The sequence below is a fragment of the Streptomyces sp. NPDC046876 genome (assembly GCF_040645035.1).
Lineage (GTDB): Bacteria > Actinomycetota > Actinomycetes > Streptomycetales > Streptomycetaceae > Streptomyces.
On sequence record NZ_JBEYXK010000018.1, the window covers coordinates 34,232 to 51,797 of the forward strand.

At 74.4% G+C, this 17,566-nt stretch carries 17 protein-coding genes and 2 pseudogenes; 12 read left to right on the forward strand and 7 right to left on the reverse strand.

The genetic code is table 11. From position 1 onward, the window contains the following. Positions 1-9: 9 nt before the first annotated feature. Positions 10-1,056 carry an alpha/beta hydrolase gene (locus tag ABZ924_RS13380; protein ID WP_361907731.1) on the reverse strand — a complete coding sequence of 349 codons (1,047 nt, stop codon included), beginning with the start codon at positions 1,054-1,056 and terminating at the stop codon, positions 10-12. A 205-nt stretch (positions 1,057-1,261) separates the two neighbouring features. Here ABZ924_RS13380 and ABZ924_RS13385 point away from each other — a divergent pair, with 205 nt between their 5' ends. The 4 genes and pseudogenes from ABZ924_RS13385 to ABZ924_RS13400 all read left to right on the forward strand — a co-directional run bounded on the left by ABZ924_RS13385 (position 1,262) and on the right by ABZ924_RS13400 (position 3,339). Further along, positions 1,262-2,203 (forward strand): adenosine kinase, encoded by a 942-nt coding sequence (locus tag ABZ924_RS13385; protein WP_361907859.1) that lies wholly within the window; start codon positions 1,262-1,264, stop codon positions 2,201-2,203. 32 nt (positions 2,204-2,235) lie between these two features. Next, positions 2,236-2,523 carry a DUF5954 family protein gene (locus tag ABZ924_RS13390; RefSeq protein WP_361907733.1) on the forward strand — a complete coding sequence of 96 codons (288 nt, stop codon included), beginning with the start codon at positions 2,236-2,238 and terminating at the stop codon, positions 2,521-2,523. Continuing rightward, positions 2,484-2,837: pseudogene (locus ABZ924_RS13395) on the forward strand (DUF5954 family protein); the annotation flags it as partial. The gene ABZ924_RS13390 and the pseudogene ABZ924_RS13395, both read left to right, overlap by 40 nt. 64 nt (positions 2,838-2,901) lie before the next feature. Further along, the gene (locus tag ABZ924_RS13400; RefSeq protein WP_361907735.1) at positions 2,902-3,339 is read left to right on the forward strand and encodes a DUF5954 family protein; all 438 of its coding nucleotides are present in this window, start codon (positions 2,902-2,904) and stop codon (positions 3,337-3,339) included. 31 nt (positions 3,340-3,370) lie between these two features. Here the strand turns inward: ABZ924_RS13400 and ABZ924_RS13405 are convergent, their stop codons facing one another. Then, positions 3,371-4,576 (reverse strand): low temperature requirement protein A, encoded by a 1,206-nt coding sequence (locus ABZ924_RS13405; RefSeq protein ID WP_361907737.1) that lies wholly within the window; start codon positions 4,574-4,576, stop codon positions 3,371-3,373. Between the two features lie 193 nt (positions 4,577-4,769). Between ABZ924_RS13405 and ABZ924_RS13410 the strand changes: the two genes are divergently transcribed. Continuing rightward, positions 4,770-5,591: a M4 family metallopeptidase gene (locus ABZ924_RS13410; protein ID WP_361907739.1), complete on the forward strand. Its 822-nt coding sequence runs from the start codon at positions 4,770-4,772 to the stop codon at positions 5,589-5,591. Positions 5,592-5,616: 25 nt separating this feature from the next. Here the strand turns inward: ABZ924_RS13410 and ABZ924_RS13415 are convergent, their stop codons facing one another. Next, complete coding sequence (locus ABZ924_RS13415) at positions 5,617-6,138, reverse strand: HAD domain-containing protein (protein ID WP_361907740.1); 522 nt, start codon at positions 6,136-6,138, stop codon at positions 5,617-5,619. A gap of 65 nt (positions 6,139-6,203) precedes the next feature. Between ABZ924_RS13415 and ABZ924_RS13420 the strand changes: the two genes are divergently transcribed. From ABZ924_RS13420 to ABZ924_RS13450, 7 genes are all read left to right on the forward strand, one after another. After that, positions 6,204-7,607, forward strand: a complete 1,404-nt coding sequence (locus ABZ924_RS13420) for an SMI1/KNR4 family protein (protein ID WP_361907742.1) — start codon at positions 6,204-6,206, stop codon at positions 7,605-7,607. Between the two features lie 228 nt (positions 7,608-7,835). Continuing rightward, the gene (locus ABZ924_RS13425) at positions 7,836-8,684 is read left to right on the forward strand and encodes an MIP/aquaporin family protein (RefSeq protein WP_361907744.1); all 849 of its coding nucleotides are present in this window, start codon (positions 7,836-7,838) and stop codon (positions 8,682-8,684) included. A 20-nt stretch (positions 8,685-8,704) separates the two neighbouring features. After that, positions 8,705-10,222, forward strand: coding sequence for a glycerol kinase GlpK (gene glpK / locus ABZ924_RS13430; protein WP_361907746.1), 1,518 nt, complete (start codon positions 8,705-8,707; stop codon positions 10,220-10,222). Between the two features lie 271 nt (positions 10,223-10,493). Next, positions 10,494-11,000 (forward strand): flavin reductase family protein, encoded by a 507-nt coding sequence (locus ABZ924_RS13435; protein ID WP_361907748.1) that lies wholly within the window; start codon positions 10,494-10,496, stop codon positions 10,998-11,000. Between the two features lie 114 nt (positions 11,001-11,114). Then, positions 11,115-11,417, forward strand: coding sequence for a WhiB family transcriptional regulator (locus ABZ924_RS13440; protein ID WP_361907750.1), 303 nt, complete (start codon positions 11,115-11,117; stop codon positions 11,415-11,417). Positions 11,418-11,534: 117 nt separating this feature from the next. Continuing rightward, positions 11,535-11,957 (forward strand): hypothetical protein, encoded by a 423-nt coding sequence (locus ABZ924_RS13445; RefSeq protein WP_361907752.1) that lies wholly within the window; start codon positions 11,535-11,537, stop codon positions 11,955-11,957. Then, positions 11,954-13,348 (forward strand): M20/M25/M40 family metallo-hydrolase, encoded by a 1,395-nt coding sequence (locus tag ABZ924_RS13450; RefSeq protein WP_361907754.1) that lies wholly within the window; start codon positions 11,954-11,956, stop codon positions 13,346-13,348. Before ABZ924_RS13445 ends, ABZ924_RS13450 begins: the two co-directional genes overlap by 4 nt. A 44-nt stretch (positions 13,349-13,392) precedes the next feature. On the opposite strand, the gene ABZ924_RS13455 is transcribed toward ABZ924_RS13450, so the two are convergent. From ABZ924_RS13455 to ABZ924_RS13470, 4 genes and pseudogenes are all read right to left on the reverse strand, one after another. Beyond that, complete coding sequence (locus ABZ924_RS13455) at positions 13,393-14,859, reverse strand: ornithine decarboxylase (RefSeq protein WP_361907756.1); 1,467 nt, start codon at positions 14,857-14,859, stop codon at positions 13,393-13,395. Between the two features lie 130 nt (positions 14,860-14,989). Further along, entirely contained in the window at positions 14,990-15,451 is a 462-nt protein-coding gene (locus ABZ924_RS13460; RefSeq protein ID WP_361907758.1) for a DUF6098 family protein, read from the reverse strand. 9 nt (positions 15,452-15,460) lie between these two features. Next, positions 15,461-17,091, reverse strand: a pseudogene (locus ABZ924_RS13465) (NAD(P)/FAD-dependent oxidoreductase). Beyond that, positions 17,078-17,524 (reverse strand): SRPBCC family protein, encoded by a 447-nt coding sequence (locus ABZ924_RS13470; RefSeq protein ID WP_361907760.1) that lies wholly within the window; start codon positions 17,522-17,524, stop codon positions 17,078-17,080. Before ABZ924_RS13470 ends, ABZ924_RS13465 begins: the two are co-directional and overlap by 14 nt. Positions 17,525-17,566: the final 42 nt, after the last annotated feature.

Genomic DNA, 17,566 nt, shown 5'->3' on the forward strand with positions numbered 1-17,566 from the left:
GCGGGGCCCTCAGTCAGGTCCCGCCCCCGCGGTCACCTGCACCGTCGCCGGCCGGCCGACGGCGCCCCCGGGCCGGGCGAGCAGACGACGGAGCCAGCGGGTGCGGGCCTCGCGGGCGTCCCGGCTGAGGGACGCCCGGGGGGCGATGGTGTCGAAGCCGTGGAAGGCCCCCGGCCACACGTGCAGTTCGGCCTCGCCGCCGGCCTGCCAGATGGCGTTGGCGTAGGCCACGTCCTCGTCCCGGAAGGTCTCCGCCGACCCGACCTCGATGTAGGCCGGGGGCAGCCCGGACAGATCCTCCGCCCGGGCGGGAGCCGCATAGGGCGGCAGGTCCGCGGCGCCGTACCGGTCGCCCAGCAGCGCCCGCCACGCCGTCGCGTTGGAGGTCCGGTCCCAGGTGTCGACGCCGGCCATCTGGTGGCTGGAGAACGTGTCGCTGCGGTCGTCGAGCATCGGGCACAGGAGCAGTTGCCCGATCGGCGCAGGCCCGCCGCGGTCACGGGTCAGCAGGGCGAGCGCCGCGGCGAGCCCGCCGCCGGCGCTCTTCCCCCCGATGACGATCCGGTCGGGGTCGATGCCCAGTTCGGCCGCGTGCCCGGCGGTCCACACGAGCCCGGCCCAGCAGTCCTCCAACGGGTCGGGGTACTGCGCGTGCGGCGCCAACCGGTACTCGACCGAGACGACGGCCAGCTCCAGCGGGAGGGCCCAGGCGCGCAGCAGCTGCGGCAGCACCGACCACGCATTGCCCGTGACCATCCCGCCGCCGTGCATGTAGTACAGCAACGGCAGCGGCCGGGCGCGCCCGGCGGGCCGCGCGCTGACGAGCGTGACCTCCGGCCCGCCCGGCGGTCCCGGCACGCGCAGCTCCTCCACCTCGAAGCGGCCGTCGGCCGCGAGCTCCCGTACCGTCGGCCTCGGCCGGGTCGCGGCGTCGCGCTCCTGCCGGGCCGCCAGGTTCTCAAGGGTGAGCGGCTCCCGCGCCGGGCCGCCCAAGGCAGCCAGGGCCGCCGCCAGTTCGGGGTCAAGAGGGGGCGCACCACCGCGCACGGCATCCATGGGAGCAGTCAATCACCACCCGTCCGGGGAGGCCGCCGCTCCTTGCCCCCCGCCCTGCCTACTGCTTGACTCGCCGTGCGGAGCCGAGAGGAGCGTCGACCACCCCATGAGCACCGACACCGCCGAGACACCCGCCGCCGTCGTGGCCGCCCAGCCCCCTGCCACCGCCGAGTCCCACGACACCGACGTGACCGCCGACACCGACGTGACCACCGACATCGACGTCCTCGTGCTGGGCGGCGCCGGCGTCGACACCATCGTCCACGTCCCGGAGCTGCCGCTCCCGTTCGCCGACAGCTACCTGATCCGGCCCGGCATCGTCACCCGTGCGGGCCAGAGCGGTGACTTCGTCTCCCTCGGGGTGAGCGCCCTCGGACTGCGCACCCACCACCTCGACCTGCTCGGCGACGACCACGAAGGGGACCTCGTCCGCGCACTCCACCGCGACCGGGGCATCCCCCTGACCGAGGTCCCGCTCCCCAGCGGCACCAGGCGCGCGGTCAACCTGGTCGGCCCCGACGGGCGGCGGCTCTCCCTCTACGACGACACCCGCAGCCACGCCGACGACCGCCTGCCCGAGGCGACCGTGCGTGCGCTCGCCGCCACCAGCCGGCACGCCCACGTGGTGATCAGCCATCCGTGTGCGCTCGCGCTGCCCTGGCTGCGGGAGGCCGGCCTCACCGTCTCCACCGACCTGCACGACTGGGACGGCGTCAACCCCTACCACGAGCCCTTCGCCCTCGCGGCGGACCTCGTCTTCGTCTCCGCCGCCCGCCTGGCCGACCCCGAGCGCACCCTGCGCGACATCGCGGCGCGGGGCCGGGCCCGCATCGTCGTCGCCACCGACGGCGCGGAAGGCGCCCACCTGCTGGCCGACGGCGAGCTCACCCACGTCCCCGCCGTCGAACCCCCCGCGCCCGTGGTCGACTCCAACGGTGCGGGTGATGCCTTCGCCTCCGGCTTCCTGCTCGGCTGGCTCGGCGGCGAGGACCCCCTGAGGTGCGCGCTGTACGGGGCCGTCGCCGGGGCCTACGCCTGTACGGTGCCCTCCACCCGCGCCGAGGCCGTCAGCCGCCCCGAACTCCTCGCCCGGGTCGCCCTCCTGACCGGCACCCCCCTCAAGGGTGGGGAACCGGCGATCCGGTGACGGCGCCGCCGCCCGCTCGGCAGGATGGCCGCATGGACCGAGGGGACACGGAGCAGGGCGGATCGCGGCCGGTGGTGGTGCGGGTACCGGTGGAGCCGGTCGAAGCCGCAGTCGAGGCCGACGCGGTCGACGCCGCGGCGCGTGCGGGCGACGTGGTCGTACGCGGCCCGCTGTTCGGGGTGGTGGCGCAAGGCGTGGGCGAGGCCCCCCGGTGGCGGGTGGTGAGCCCGGTGACGGCGGGCTGTCCGCAGCAGGACCGCGACAGCCTGAACTCCCGGCTGTGGTTCCGCGCGAAGGACGGGGCGCAGGACAGGGGGTAGCGCAGGGAACTCCTCGCGGCGGTCGCCCGTCTGGAGAGCGAGCGGGTCGACGACCTCACCGTCGCCGGGACCCGGTACCGCATCGTGCGCGCCGAGGAGTACGCGGGCACGGGCCCGGGCGGCATCGAGGAGCCCGCCCGACCGACCCGGAGCCCCCCGTCCCCGACTGGAGCCGCGGAGCCAAGGGCCCCGAGGTCGACGACGGCCTGGTGCCGGACCCGCAGGCGCCGGTCACCCCGAACCGTGCCGTGGAACAACTCGCCCTACGCGGCCTGTGCTACACCGGCCGGGGGTTCCCCGAAGACGTGCTCGCCGACTCCCGGCGGGCGCTGCAGACGCACCCTGACGTGCTCCTCCTGCCGCCGGCGTTCACCCGTCGTGGAGCAGTCCTCGAGGGGCTGGAAGGCGATCAGCGGCCCGCACGCGACCGCCCACGGCGCCCGCGTCTCCCTGGACTTCGCCCTCACGTGGGCATGGCCCCGGATGCGCGGGCTGATCGCCGTCGACACGGACGTGCCCGCCGACGCGCACAGCCGGGCCGCGGCCGACGCGGCATCGCCGGACCCGGAGGCCGCGGAGCCGGCTGCGGAGCCGGCCGAGTACGCCGAGTACGCCGAGACCGCCGGCAGGCTCCGGGCGGGCCGCGTCAACCGGCTGGAGTTCCAGGAGATCGTCTACCGGAGCGCCCGCACCCGGCGCCTGCTGCGCTGGGGCCCGGGCGGGCCGGAGGGGCCGCGCCCGTTCGACGCCAACAGCCAGGCCCCACGCGCACCCCCCCCGCTCGACGAGGACGGCACCATCGTCCCCGAGGACTGAACTGCCCGCCGGGGCCCGTGCGCCTCTCGGTTCAGGGCGCCGGTTCCCCGTCCGGCAGGTTCCGTACGAGAGCGACGGGCCGTGCTGCGCGGTCGGTGGACCAGCGGTCCTCGGCCAGCAGCATCGCCACCAGGACGGCGACCAAGGCCAGCAGTTGGGCCAGCCCGGACACCGCGTGGCCGACCTCCACGGTGGCCAGGGCGAGCGGTACCCCGGCTGCCCGGTAGCCGAGCGGAGCCAGCCGCAGGGCAGCCAGGAAGGCCACCTCGCCGGCGAGGAACAGCGCGACCCCGCCCGCGAGGGCCAGGGCCGGGGCGGTGGCCAGGGGCTCGCCGAGGTGCCCGAGCACCTTCTTCACCCCGGCCGCCAGGCAGGCGATGCCCAGGAGGATCGGCAGGAAAGCGTAGTAGAAGGCGTTCATCGCGACCGCGAAGCGCTCCGGCGGGGCGGTGTCGCGGAAGGCGCGCTCGGCCCGGTGCTCGTCCCGTACGAAGTAGGACCACCACAGGGCGGCCGCCAGGGCCAGCGCCAGGAACGTCCCGCCCACCACCCCGGCCGACAGCGGCAGGTCGCCGACCCCGATGCCGATGGCGATGACGGACTCCCCGAACGCGATGATGAGCAGCAGGCCGTGGCGCTCGACGAAGTGTGCGGGGTCGAGCCCGCCGAGCTGGCGGCGCAGTTCGGCGGCGGTCCGGCCGTCGCGCCGGCCCGGGCCGTACTGGGCGAGGCGCGGCGTCACGAACTGCAGCACCAGTGCGAGCGCCCACAGCCCGTCGGCCTCGAGCGACTCGGCCGGACCGGCGGCGGTGACGGCAAGCGCCGCAAGGGAGTTGGGTATGGCGTACCAGACGACGTCGCGGCCGTGGCTGCGGGTGTACAGGGCGCTGTGGACGAGGACCACCAGCAGGTAGCCGATCCCGAAGGCGACGCCGGCGCCGGTGTCGGTGAAGGCGTGCGGGACCGCCAGGGCGCACAGCAGGAAACCGGCCATGCCGAGCAGGAGCAGCAGCCTTCGCGAGGGGCGGTCCGGGGGCACTTGGTTGGTGAGATAGGCGTACGCGCCGTACATCCAGAACAGGACGGTGAAGATCAGCGCCACGTGGCCGGCGGTGGCGAAGGTCAGGTCGTGCGCGAGCATCACGGTGAGCTGCGTGACCGTGAAGACGAAGACCAGGTCGAAGAAGAGTTCGAGGGTGGTGACGCGGCGCTCCGCGTCGGGGTGGGGCTGCGACATGGCGGTCACTCCACCAACTGCACGACGGGTCTGTCCAGCGCGTACGGACCGGCGGGCGGCCGATTCGGGAGGAAGGCCCCACTTGCCCGGGAAGGCCGTCCCACGGAGCGGAACGCGCCCTGTACCGGGGCGACTTGACTGATCCCGTGCCCGGTGCTGCGGCCCCGGCGGGACCGCGTTGGATCCTGCGGGCATGGCGATCACGACTGAGAGTGCATCCGTACGTCCGGTTCGCAGGATCTTCGACGGCCGGACCGACCCCGACAGCCCGGTCCTGCTGCGCGAGGAGGGCGGGGCTCCGAGCTGCGACCCGCTGGTGGACGGTGTCTTCGACACCCTCGGCGCCGCCTGGGAGTTCTTCCGCACCGTGTACGGCCGCAACGCGATCGACGGCAGGGGAGGCCCGGTCGACGCGCTCCTGCGGGCCGGCGATCCGGAGCCGGGCGCCGCCCGCTGGCAGGGCTCGCGCATCCTCCTCGGTGACGGGGCCCCGGCCCTGGAGGCGGTCGCCGCGCAGTTCACGGCCGGCATCATCCAGCACACCGCCGAGCTGGAGTCGTACGGCCAGCCCGGCGCGCTCGCCGTCTCGCTGGGACAGGTCTTCGGCCTCCTGGCGAAGCAGTACGACCTGAAGCAGACGGCGGAGGAAGCGGACTGGCTGCTCCGCCAGGGGCTCCGGCCCTCCGCGGCCGAGGCCACGGGCTCCCTCGCGGACCCCGCCCGCTTCGGGCAGGCGGCGCACATGGGCGCGTACGAGGAGACCTCCGGCGGGGACGGCGGCGTCCACGCCAACGCCGGCATCGCCAACCACGCGTTCTACCTGGTGGCGACCGAACTGGGCGGCCACGCCTGGGAGCGGGCCGGGCGCATCTGGTACAAGGCGCTGATGGGGTACGCCTCCAGGACCACCAACCTCTCCGCCTTCCGCTACGCGACGCTCGGCGCCGCCCGCGACCTGGACCGGCCGACGGACGTGGTGGCCAAGGCCTGGAGCGCGGTCGGCATCGACCGCTGACGGCGCTGCAGGGCCCGGGACCGGTTCACCGCAAGCACGCCAGCCAGGAGCCGATGGCGGCATAGTCCTCGTCGGTCAGCCCCCGGCGGGCATCGACCCGGTGGAGCAGCGCATGCGACGGATGACGGGCGGCGACCCAGGCGCGGTCGGCACCGGTGACCTCGTCGTCGACCCAGACGAAGGGCCGTCCCGCCGCCCGCGCCACCAGGGTGCGGGTCTTCCAGTGCAGCCCGTCCCGTTCGTCTTCGTCATCGAGGTCGGAGGGGTCCGGCCAGGCCACCACGGGCAGGTGCGGCAGACCGATGCGCGGTGCGACGCATGCGTTCGCGTCGGCCATCCACGTGGTGGCCCAGACCATCTCGCACCGCAGTGCCGCCAGTCGCGGGCCGTGCTCCGGATCGATCCGGGTCAGGAGGGGATTCACCTCGGCGTCGAGCTCCGCGATGCCCGTCGTATGGACCGGATACTCCTCGGGGGCCCCGCCGAAGGGGATGAGAGGTCCGTCGACATCGAGAAACAGCAGCGGAGGCTGCCCGGTACCGGTCACACCGCCACGATAGCGGCCCACGCCCCGCGGGCCCGGCTGTCGGTGGCCCGTCGTACGGTCTGCGCATGGTTGATCAGATGACGACCCCGCCCCCGATACTCCGGTTCGCCACCTGGGAGCCCGTGCTGCGGCTGCTGCTGGACGGCAACGCCGACCGGCGGGCCGCCCGGCCGGCCCGCGTCGCGGGACGCATCGGCCGACACGGCTGGAGCCTGCCCCTCCGGCGCCGCCAGGCGCCCCCGGGCCGCGCCCTGCAGACCGAGGACATGCAGGACGAGCTCGACGCGGTGAACCGGGTGCAGAGCGCCCTCGCGGACGCCGGCGTCGAGGGCATCTCGTTCACGGCGCAGGTCTCACCCGCCGGGAAGACCACGCTCCGCCTGCTCGCGCCCAGCCCCGCCGTGCTGCCCGGCCTCGGCACCCCGCACCCGGGAGCGCTCCTCCTGGTGGACGGCGCCCTTCCCGAACCCTGGCGCCGCCTCCCCGATCCCGTACCGACCGCGGCGCCGGCCCCCACGGCGGACCCGGAGCTGCTGGAGCGGACACTGCGCGAGCGGCTGCCCGGCGCGACCGGCGCGACGGAGGAGGAGTTCGCCGCCGCCGAGGCGCGCCTCGGCATCACGCTGCCCGCCGAGCTCAAGGCGCTCTACCGGGTGACCAGGGCCCGACGGGAGGACTGGGGCGACGACGACGAGGCCGACATGCGCCAATGCATGGCGGTGGGCTGCGAGCTCTTCGGCCTGGACGACCTGTACGTCGCCGACGCGGCCTCCCGCGGCTGCCGCTGGGAGTTCGCGGCGACGAAGGCGGTCGTCACCCCTGCCGGGGCCGCGGTGCAGGGCCTGGTCGGATCGCCCGGCTGGATCGCCTTCGGGGACAACGGCGGCGGGGACCGACTGGCGGTGGACCTGACGCCCGGCCCGGGCGGCCACATCGGGCAGGTCATCATGCTGAGCCACGAGGAGAGCGTCGGTGCGGAGCTCGTGGCCGACTCCCTCACCGACCTGGTGCTGAACCGCCTGAACCACGACCGTACTGCCCGCCGCGAGGAGCGGCCGGGGCCCGTGGCCCGGGTCAACATCGCGAGCCTGCCGAGCATCGAGGCCGCCGCCCACCCCGGGTTGGAGGTCCTGGCCATCGGGGTGTGGGACGGCGCTCCGCTCAGCCTCGCCCCCGTCACCGGCCTGCCCCGCCTGCGCACCCTCACCGCCTACCCCGGCACCCTCGCCGACCCCCTCGAAATCGCCGGCCTCGAGGGACTGGAGTTCCTGGAGCTCGGCCCGCAGGAGTGGCGCGTGCTCCTCGACGCCGGAGCCGTCCCCCGTACGCTGTCGGCCGCCGCCATCGAGGTGCACGGCGACCAGGACCCCCTCCCCGTCGTCGCGCTCGCCAACGAGATCCTCGCCCTCTGGGACAGGCCCCCCATCATCCAAACGGCCCTGGAAGGAGACCTCGGTCCCGTGGCCTAGCGCCGACCGGCAGCAGCCACCCGCAGCGCGTTTCGTTCCGCAACACCCGCGCCCAAGACCGGCGTGGTTGCGGGCATTCCCGAGATCGCAGGTGCAACCAATGGGAGGCGGCGTCCCGGTGGGGCGCCGCCCCGTGCCCGCGCCCGATGCTCTTGCCGGACTTACGATGTCGCTAGACGACTCGGGGCAGTCGACGGCCGGTCCCTGGCCGGCGGGAAGCGGGTACCCATGGCTGAGCGGCTCAAAAGATCGGGGCTGATCGGCGAGCTATCGGCGGAATTCGCCGGAACCATGATCCTCATCCTCTTCGGCTGCGGCGTGGTGGCCCAAGTGGTCGCCGGCGGCGCCCTCACCGATCCGCCGGGCGGGCTCGGCAACCACGACAGCATCGCCTGGGCCTGGGGCCTGGGCGTCACCCTCGGCGTGTACGTCGCCGCCAGGCTGAGCGGTGCTCACCTCAATCCCGCGGTGACCGTCGCGCTGGCGGCCTTCAAGGGGTTCCCGTGGAGCCGTGTGGCCCCGTACGCGCTGGCCCAGGTGGCCGGGGCGTTCGTGGCCGCCCTCATCGTGCGGTGGAACTACACCGAGGCGCTGGCGAAGGCGGACCCCACCCACACCATCAAGACGCAGGGCGTCTTCTCCACGCTGCCGGCCAACGGCAATCCGAACCTGCCGGTCACCGAATGGGGCGCGCTGCGCGACCAGGTCATCGGCACGGCGATCCTGCTCCTGCTGATCTTCGCGGTCACGGACCTGCTCAACACGCCGCCCGGCGCCAACCTCGGCCCGTTCATCGTCGGCCTCATCGTAGTCGCGATCGGCATGGCCTGGGGCACCGACGCGGGCTACGCCATCAACCCGGCACGCGACTTCGGCCCCAGGCTGGCCAGCTTCCTCACCGGGTACGGCGGGGCGTGGCGCGACCAGTACGGGAACTTCTACTTCTGGGTGCCGATCGTCGGTCCGTTCATCGGCGGTCTGCTGGGAGCGGGTCTGTACAAGTTCTTCATCGGCCGGTTCCTGCCGACCGCCGAGCCGGAGCCGCCCGGACGGGTGCCGGCACCGGACGAGAGCTGACCGAAGAGAGGCGGCAACCCATGGCTGACTTCGTCGGCGCAGTGGACCAGGGGACCACCAGTACCCGTTTCATGATCTTCGACCATGCGGGCACCGAGGTGGCCAGGCACCAGCTGGAGCACTCCCAGATCCTGCCCCGCTCGGGATGGGTCGAACACGACCCGGTCGAGATCTGGGAACGCACCAACTCCGTGATCCAGAACGCCCTGCGGCACGGAAACCTTTCCGCGACCGACCTGGCGGCCATCGGCATCACCAACCAGCGGGAGACGACCGTCGTCTGGGACCCGCGCACCGGCCGCCCGTACTACAACGCCATCGTCTGGCAGGACACCCGTACCGACTCCATCGCGGCAGCGCTGGAACGCTCGGGCCGGGGTGACGTGATCCGGCGCAAGGCGGGGCTGCCGCCGGCGACCTACTTCTCCGGCGGCAAGATCCAGTGGATCCTGGAGAACGTCGAGGGAGTCCGCGAAGCCGCCGAGCAGGGCCACGCCCTCTTCGGCAACACCGACTGCTGGGTGTTGTGGAACCTCACCGGCGGTCCCGACGGCGGCATCCACGCCACCGACGTCACCAACGCCAGCCGCACCATGCTGATGGACCTGGAGACCCTCGACTGGGACGACGAGCTCCTGGGCTTCTTCGGCGTGCCGCGGGCGATGCTGCCGACCATCAACCCCTCCTCCCACCCCGAGGCGTACGGACAGGCCCGCACCTCCCGGCCCCTGCGGGCCGCCATCCCCATCACCGGGGTGCTCGGCGACCAGCAGGCCGCCACGGTCGGCCAGGTCTGCTACGCCCCGGGCGAGGCCAAGAACACCTACGGCACCGGCAACTTCCTGGTGCTGAACACCGGCACCGAACTGGTCCGGTCCCAGCACGGACTGCTCACCACCGTGGCGTACCAGTTCGCGGGCCAGCCGGCGGTCTACGCCCTCGAGGGCTCCATCGCCGTCACCGGCTCCGCGGTCCAATGGCTGCGCGACCAGCTGAAGATCATCAGCGACGCCGCCGAGACCGAACGCCTGGCCGGAACCGTCGAGGACAGCGGCGGGATCTACTTCGTGCCCGCCTTCTCCGGCCTGTTCGCCCCGTACTGGCGCTCCGACGCCCGCGGCGCGATCGTCGGCCTCGCCCGCTACCACGACAACGGCCACCTGGCGCGGGCCACCCTGGAAGCCATCTGCTACCAGAGCCGCGACGTGGTGGAGGCCATGGAGCAGGACTCGGGTGTCCACCTCGACGTCCTGAAGGTGGACGGCGGCGTGACGGCCAACGACCTGTGCATGCAGATCCAGGCCGACGTCCTCGGCGTACCGGTCAGCCGTCCGGTCGTCGCCGAGACGACCGCGCTCGGCGCCGCCTACGCCGCCGGCCTGGCCACGGGCTTCTGGCGGGACACCGACGAGCTGCGCACGCACTGGCAGGAGTCCAAGCGCTGGGAGCCCCGCTGGTCCGAGGACCAGCGCGCGGAGGGGTACGCGGGCTGGAAGAAGGCGGTGGAGCGCACCCTCGACTGGGCCAAGGTCGAGTAGCCGCCCGCTGCCGGACACCGGCAACCGCACGAACAGCCGCCGGTCGGCCCGCCGACCGGCGGCTTCACTCCGCGCGCCTGCCGCAGGGCGTCCGCGCCTACCGCGCCTCTCCGCCCGCATACGGGGACCCCGGCCGGGTAGACGTTGCGCGTCCAGGGAGGACGCCATGACCAGCACATGCTGGTACGTCCTCCCGCTCAGGCTGCGGCGCAGGGCGGCCGCCCGGGCGCAGTCACCGCAACACGGCGTCTGACACGGGAGGGATTCGGGCATGCAGGAGCAGGAAGTCGACCTCGGTGCCTTCACCACCGCCCTGGACGGCCCGATGTACGTGGTCACGGCCGCCGCGGACGGAAGGCGGGCCGGCTGCCTGGTCGGCTTCGCCTCGCAGTGCTCGATCGATCCGCCCCGCTTCGCCGTGTGGCTGTCCACCGCGAACCGCACCCACGCGGTGGCGCGCCGCGCCCGGTACCTGACCGTGCACCTGCTGCGCCGGGACCAGCAGGAACTGGCGCGGCTCTTCGGAGGCCGGACCGGCGACACCGTGGACAAGTTCGCCCGGGTCGGCTGGCGCGCCGGGCGAGAGGGCAGCCCCGTGCTGTCGGACGTGGCCGACTGGTTCACCGGCCGGATCGAGGCGGTCGTCGCGGGCGGCGACCACGAGGCCTTCCTGCTGGCGCCGGTGGACCAGTCCCCGCCCCCGCAGGTCCCGGACCCGCCGGTTCCGCCGCTGCGCTTCCGCGACGTGCGCACCATCGAAGCCGGCCATCCCGCCTGACGGGCCGTCAAGCGGCGGGACGTTTCAGCTGCGGGGCAGCGGTCAGACGCAACGCGGTCCACGCAGTCGATCCCGGGGATGGCCCGGGACATCCCGAGGAAAGGACGGTCCGCGATGAGTGACGTCAGGCGGCTTCCCGGCGCGGCGCTGCACCACTGGCAGTGGCAGCAGCGGGCAGCCTGCCGGTCGTGGGGCTCCGGCCCCTTCTTCCATCCGTACGGTGAGCGCGGCGAGGAGCGCGAGGACCGCGACGCGGCGGCCAAGCGGATCTGCGCGCGGTGCCCGGTGCGCCGGGCCTGCCTGGATCACGCACTGCGCACCCGCGAGCCGTACGGGGTGTGGGGCGGCCTGACCGAGGAGGAGCGCCGCGCCCTGCTCGGCCCGGCGGCGCAGCACTCCGGCACCGGCGCGGTCTGAGTGCGCGGGCGGACGCGACGGCTCGCCCCCCTGGGGGCCCCGGGGCCCGGCCCGGTGTGGAAGGCCTCCGCCGGGGCACGCGCACAGCAAGAGGCACCCGATGCAGAGGAGGCGGTCATGTACCGTCCCGGTCTCCGTCGCCGTAACCGCCCCGGTCCCCGTCCCCTGGACGTGGCGCGGGCGCAGGGCCTGTTCAACCTGGTGGGCGGCCTGTGGCCGCTGCTCTCCCTGCGCACCTTCGAGCAGGTCTACGGCCGCAAGGCCGACGGCTGGCTGCAGAAGACGAGCGGCGCCCTGCTGGCATCGGCGGGTCTGGGCATGCTGCTCGCCGACCCCGGCCCCGAGGGCCTGCGCCACGCCCGCCGCACCGGTGTCGGCACGGCGCTGACGTTCCTGGCCATCGACCTGGTCTACGTACCGCGCCGGCGCATCCCCGCCACGTATTTGATGGACGCCGCGAAGGAGGCGGCCTGGCTGGCCGCCTGGTGGAAGGCCTCGCCCGCCTGCCGCAAGCGGGGGGCGGGCGGCCGCCGGACATGACCGCCCCGGACTCCGCCGTACCGCCCGATCCCTCCGGAGCGGCGGCGGTGGGGGCCCTGGCGGAGTGGGTGGGTATGCCCACGGTGTCCTCGGACCCGGAGCGCGCCGCGGAGGTGGGGCGGTCCGCGCAGTGGCTCGCGGACGCCATGCGCCGCCTGGGCGTGCCCCGTAGCGAGGTGTGGGAGACGCAGGGCCTGCCCGCGGTCTACGGCTGCTGGCCCGCCGCCGATCCCGCGGCGCCCGTCCTGCTCGTCTACAGCCACCACGACGTCCATGCCGCCGATCCCGGCGAGTGGCGTCTGACCCCGCCGTTCCGCCCCCTGCTGCGGGGCGGCCGGCTGTACGGGCGGGGGGCCTCCGACGCCAAGGGGCAGGTCCTGTGCCACCTGTGGGCCCTGCGCGCCCACCTGGCAGCCGGTGGCGGCGCCGCCCGGGCCGCTCCCTCCGTCACGGTGAAGTACCTGATCGAAGGCGAGGAGGAGATCGGCTCGGTGCACCTGGCCGACCTGCTGGCGGAGCACTCCGGCGAGCTCGCCGCCGACGTCGCCATGATCTCCGACACCATGCTCTGGTCCCTGGACCGGCCGGCCGTCTGCACCGCGGTCCGCGGCTCCGTCACCGCCTCCCTCACGGTCCGGGGCGCCGACCGGGGCATCCACAGCGGGGCCGTCTCCGGCGCCGCCTCCAACGCGGCCACCGAACTGTGCAGGCTGCTCGGCGGTCTCCATGACCACAGCGGCCGGATCACCCTCCCGGGGTTCTACGACGCGGTGGCCGACCCCGGCCCGGCCCTGCGGGAGTCACTGGCGGGCCTCCCCTTCGACACGGGAGCCTGGCTGGCGCAGACCGGGACCTTCGCAGCCGGCGGCGAGGCCGGGTTCACCGTTCCCGAACGCCTGTGGACCCGCCCCTCCGCCGAGGTCGCCCGCCTCACGGCAGGCCGCACCGACATGCCCTCCCTCGGCCTCATCCCGCCGGAGGCCGGCGCGGACCTGCTGCTCAGGCTCGTACCCGACCAGCGCGCCGACCGGGTCGCCGAGCAGCTGCGCGCCTGGCTGGAGGACCGGCGCCGTCCCGGATACCGCTACGCCCTCGACGTCTCCCCGACCATCTCCGACCCGTACCGCACGCCCGCGGACCATCCGGCGCTGGCGGCCCTCACCCGGGCGGTCGGCGACGCGTACGGAGCCCCGGCCCGGCCCATCGGCAACGGCGGGGCCGCCCCCGCGGCCCAACTGGCCCGTGCCTGCGACGCCCCGGTGCTCTTCTTCGGGACCGGCCTGCCCGCCGACCGCTGGCACGGCCCCGACGAAAGCGTCGAGGTCGAAGCGCTCCGGCTCGGGGTCCGCGCCCTGGCCGGCTTCCTGCGGGAACTGGCGGCCACCGGCTGAGCACCGCCGACCGATGACCGCGGGTCCACGGTGCTCAGGGGTGCTCAGGCGGCCCGCGCCACGACGCGCAGGGTCCGCACCGACGGGTCGGCCGCGTCCGGGACGAGCACGCCGTGCTCGACGCCGCTGCGCAGGTAGTCCAGTACCTCGTCCGTGATGACCTCCCCGGGCGCGATCACCGGCACTCCCGGCGGGTACGGGCTGACCGACTCGGCCGAGATCCGGCCGGCGGCCCGCTCCGCCGGGACGTGCTCCGCCTCGGCGAAGAACGCGTCGCGCGGCCGCATCGCCTGTTCCAGCTCCAGCGCCGCCGGCTCGGGCAGGTGCACCGGTGAGCGGGCCTCGATGGAGTCCGCACCGTCGACGAGCGCCTGCAGCGCGGCCAGCAGGGTCTCCTCGGTCCGGTCGTCGTCGGCGTGCGTGATGGAGGCGCTGATCCGGCAGGTGTCCGAGCCCCCGACGTCGACGTGCCGGTTCGTCCGCAGCCATTCGCAGGCCTGCATCCCGCTCACGCCCAGCTCCCGCACGTCGATCACGATCTTCAGGGGATCGAGGTCCGCGGCGAGCCCCTCCCGGACGACCTCGCGGTCCATCACCCGCAGCCCGGGCAGCTCCGCGGCGGCCTTGCGGATGCGCTGCGCACGGTGGATCGCCACCTCCAGCAGCTCCCGGCCGTGCTCGGCCATCTGGCGGCGCCAGCCGTCCAGCGTGGCGTAGACGAGCGGGGAGGCGCTGGTGGTGCCCAGCAGGTCCTCGCGCTGTTTGAGGACCTCGGGCGAGACGCGCTCGTACTGGAGGTGGAAGACGGAGCTCTGCTCGATCGCGCCGCCCATCTTGTGGACGCTGGTCACGACCAGGTCCGCCTCGTGGTCCATGCCCCAGGGCGGCAGGTCCGGGTGGAAGGGCAGGTGGGCGCCCCAGGCCTCGTCCACGATGAGCGGCACGTCGAACTCGTGGCACACCCGGGCGACGCCCCCGATGTCGGCGCACGTGCCCCAATCGGTGGGGGTGATGAGCAGCATGCCCTTGGCGTCGGGGTGCTCCTTTAGGCGGCGCCGTACGTCGTCGGGCTCGGGCGGGTGCGCCAGATGGCGCTCCGCGTCGAACTTCGGGTGGACCCAGACCGGTACGACCCCGTTGACGACGACGGCCGCGATCACGGACTTGTGCGCGTTGCGGGAGAGCAGCAGCTTCTCGCCGGGCCCGGCGACGGCGAGCATGGCCGTCTTGACGGACAGGGAGCTGCCGCAGGTGGAGAAGAAGGCGTGCTCGGCGCCGACGGCATCGGCCATCAGCTCCTGGGCCTGTTCCAGCACCCCTTGGGACTCCCTGCGGTCGTCGAGGCCGTTGAGCATGAGCACGTCCGAGCGGAACACGTCCCGTCCGACGACGTCCACCACCCTGGGGTCCGCCCCGCGGCCCTGTTTGTGGCCGGGCGGCCCGTACACCACGTCGTTGCGGCGCCTGAACTCCTGCAGCGCTTCGAGCACCGGGGCACGTGAATGGTCCATGTTTCCTCCCACTGGCGGTCGTCGGCGTCGGCCGGAACGCCGCCCGCGGGGGAGCGGCACTGCCGGTGCTCCCTGCTTCTTGCCTGCCGCAGCCGCGGGAAACGTTGCCCGCCCGCCGCGGACCCCTTCCTCAGCCGTGCCGGTCGAGCGGTCCCCACGGTCTGCTCTGCCGGGTGATCTCGGCGTCGGCCTCGGCGACGACCCGCGGATCGATCCAGCCGACGGGTTCCACCCGGTGCACCAGCGGCTCGTTGTCGGGCCCGCGGCCGGCCTCCCTGCCGCGCAGCAGCCACGGGCGCACCCGCCGGTCCTTCCGGCGCGGCAGGTGCGAGTAGTCGTGCAGACGGCGGGCGGCCCAGATCCGCAGCGGCCGGTCGCCCCACCAGGGCTCGGCGTCCAGCGGGCTCGCCGACAACCCCGGCAGCTGCGCGCCGGTGAGGTCGTCACGGCTGGAGGGGCCGGGCAGGTCGGCGTGCGGGCCGAGCGACCAGCGCACGTACAGGCCCGGGCCGGAGGCGAGCAGGCCCACGAGTTCGTCGAGTGAGCCGACCGTCGGCATCTCGCCGCTCGGGTCCCGGTCCGCTTGGTCCATGACCGGCGGCTACCCCGTCCCGGCCGCTGGATGCCCCTTCCGTCCGGATGTGTACCGGTGACGGCGCAGCCGCGGGAGGACGCGGGCCGCCCGCAGGGCGGTGCGGGCGGCATTGGCGCCGGGGGCGCCGTGGACGCCGCCCCCGGGGTGGGCGGTCGCCGAGGCGAGGTAGAGGCCGCGCACGGGGGTGGTGGGGCGCCCGGTGCCGGGCACCGGGCGGAAGAGCAGCTGCTGGTGCAGGTTGGTGGTGCCCGGTTGACCGCGCCGCCGACGAGCGCGGGATCGAGGCGTTCCAGGTCGGGCGGGGCGAGGACGCGCCGGGCGCCGATCGTCGCGCGGAACCCGGGCGCGTAGCGCTCGACCTGGGCTTCCATGCGGTCGGCGATGGCCTCCTTCTCCCGCTCGTCCCACCGGCCGGTGATGCCGTCCTCGCCGGCGTCGCCGGCGATCTCCTGCGGGACGTGGGTGTAGGCCCAGGCGGACTCGGTCCCCGAGGGCGAGCGGCTCGCGTCCGCCGTGGTCATCTGCCCCAGCACGGCGAAGGGCGTCCGCGGGACCTGCCGCATGGCGATCTGGGCGGAGAACAGGGTGAGTTCGTCCACGCTGTCGGCCAGATGCACCGTCCCGGCCGTGTACGGGCCCTGCGACCGCCAGGGGATGGGCCGGGACAGGGCCCAGTCGACCTTGACGGTGGCGAAGTCCCACTGGAAGCGGTCGAGGTCCGCCCGCAGCCGCCCGGGCAGCTCCTCCTGCGGCAGGAGCCGCCCGTACAGCAGGGGGGCCGGGACATCGGCCAGCACGGCCCGCCGCGCCGGCACCCGGGTGCCGTCCGCGGTGCGGACGGCGGCGGCCCTCCCGCCGCTCACCACGACTGCGGTCACCGCCTGCCCGCACCGGACGACGCCCCCGCGCGCCGCGAGCCGCCGTACGAGCGCGTCGGTCAGGGCCTGCGCGCCGCCCCGGGGCACAGGGAAGCCGTACGCCTGGCCGAGCATGCACATCAGCCAGCCGAAGCCGCCGCCGAGGGCCGATTCGGGGCCGAGGTCGGCGTGGAGGGCGTTGCCCGCGAGCAGCAGCCGTGCGCCCTCCCCGCCAAAGCGCTCCTCGCCGAGCCGCCGGGCCGGCAGGAGCATGGTGCGCGCCACGCGCAGCCCGTCGGCGTAGCCGAGGCGGGCCGCGAGCCGCAGTCCGGCACGGGCCGGCGGGAAGGGGGTGAACAGGCAGTCCAGCAGATCGTCGCCGATCCGCTGCCACAGCGCGTAGAGCCCTTCCCACGCGGCCCCGTCGCCGGGTGCGAAGGACTCCAGCGAGGCCGCCGTGCGCCCCACGTCCGAGGCGAGGACGGCGCAGCGCCCGTCGGTCAGGGGATGGGCGACGGCGGCGGGCGCCCGGCTCCAGCGCAGTCCGTGGCGCTCCAGGTGCAGCTGCCGGATCACCGGGGACGCCGCCGCCAGCGGGTAGAAGGCGCTGAACACGTCGTGCACGAAGGCCGGGTCGAGCCCCCGGTCGCTGCGGACCGCGCCGCCCGGCTCGGGCTGCGCCTCCAGGACGAGGACCTGCCACCCGGCGTCGGCCAGGAGGTTGGCCGCCACCAGCCCGTTCGGGCCGGCGCCGATCACCACCGCGTCAGGATCCGCCACCGTCGCCGTCCTCGCACACGCGGGCCAGGCGGGCCAGCATGCTGCGGTGGCGCAGCTGGGCGACGGCGTCGACGGCCGCGTGGTGGACGCTGCAACCCCGGCCGCGCAGCGGGTGCTCGTCGAGGACGACCAGCGTCTCCGCGCCCCAGGGCAGCACTTCGATGGCGATCCGCGCACTTGCGTGCCCGCCTGCCATGGCCTCGAGTTCGAGCCGCTGCGGAGGCCGGTGGATCCGTACGACGGTGCGGCCGTCGTAGGCGAAGGGGCCGAGCTTGATGCGGTAGCGCAGTCCGGCTCCCTCCTGCGGCCACCGGCCGTCCTCCTCCCGGGCGTCGTGCGTGCCGACGACCCATGACGCGTACCGGCTGCCGTCCGCGAGGACCTCCCACACCCGGTCGGGCCGGCACCGTACCAGTCGGTGCTGTACTGCCATGGATGCCTCCCGCACGCCTCTCGGCCCGGCCGGGGCCGGCCC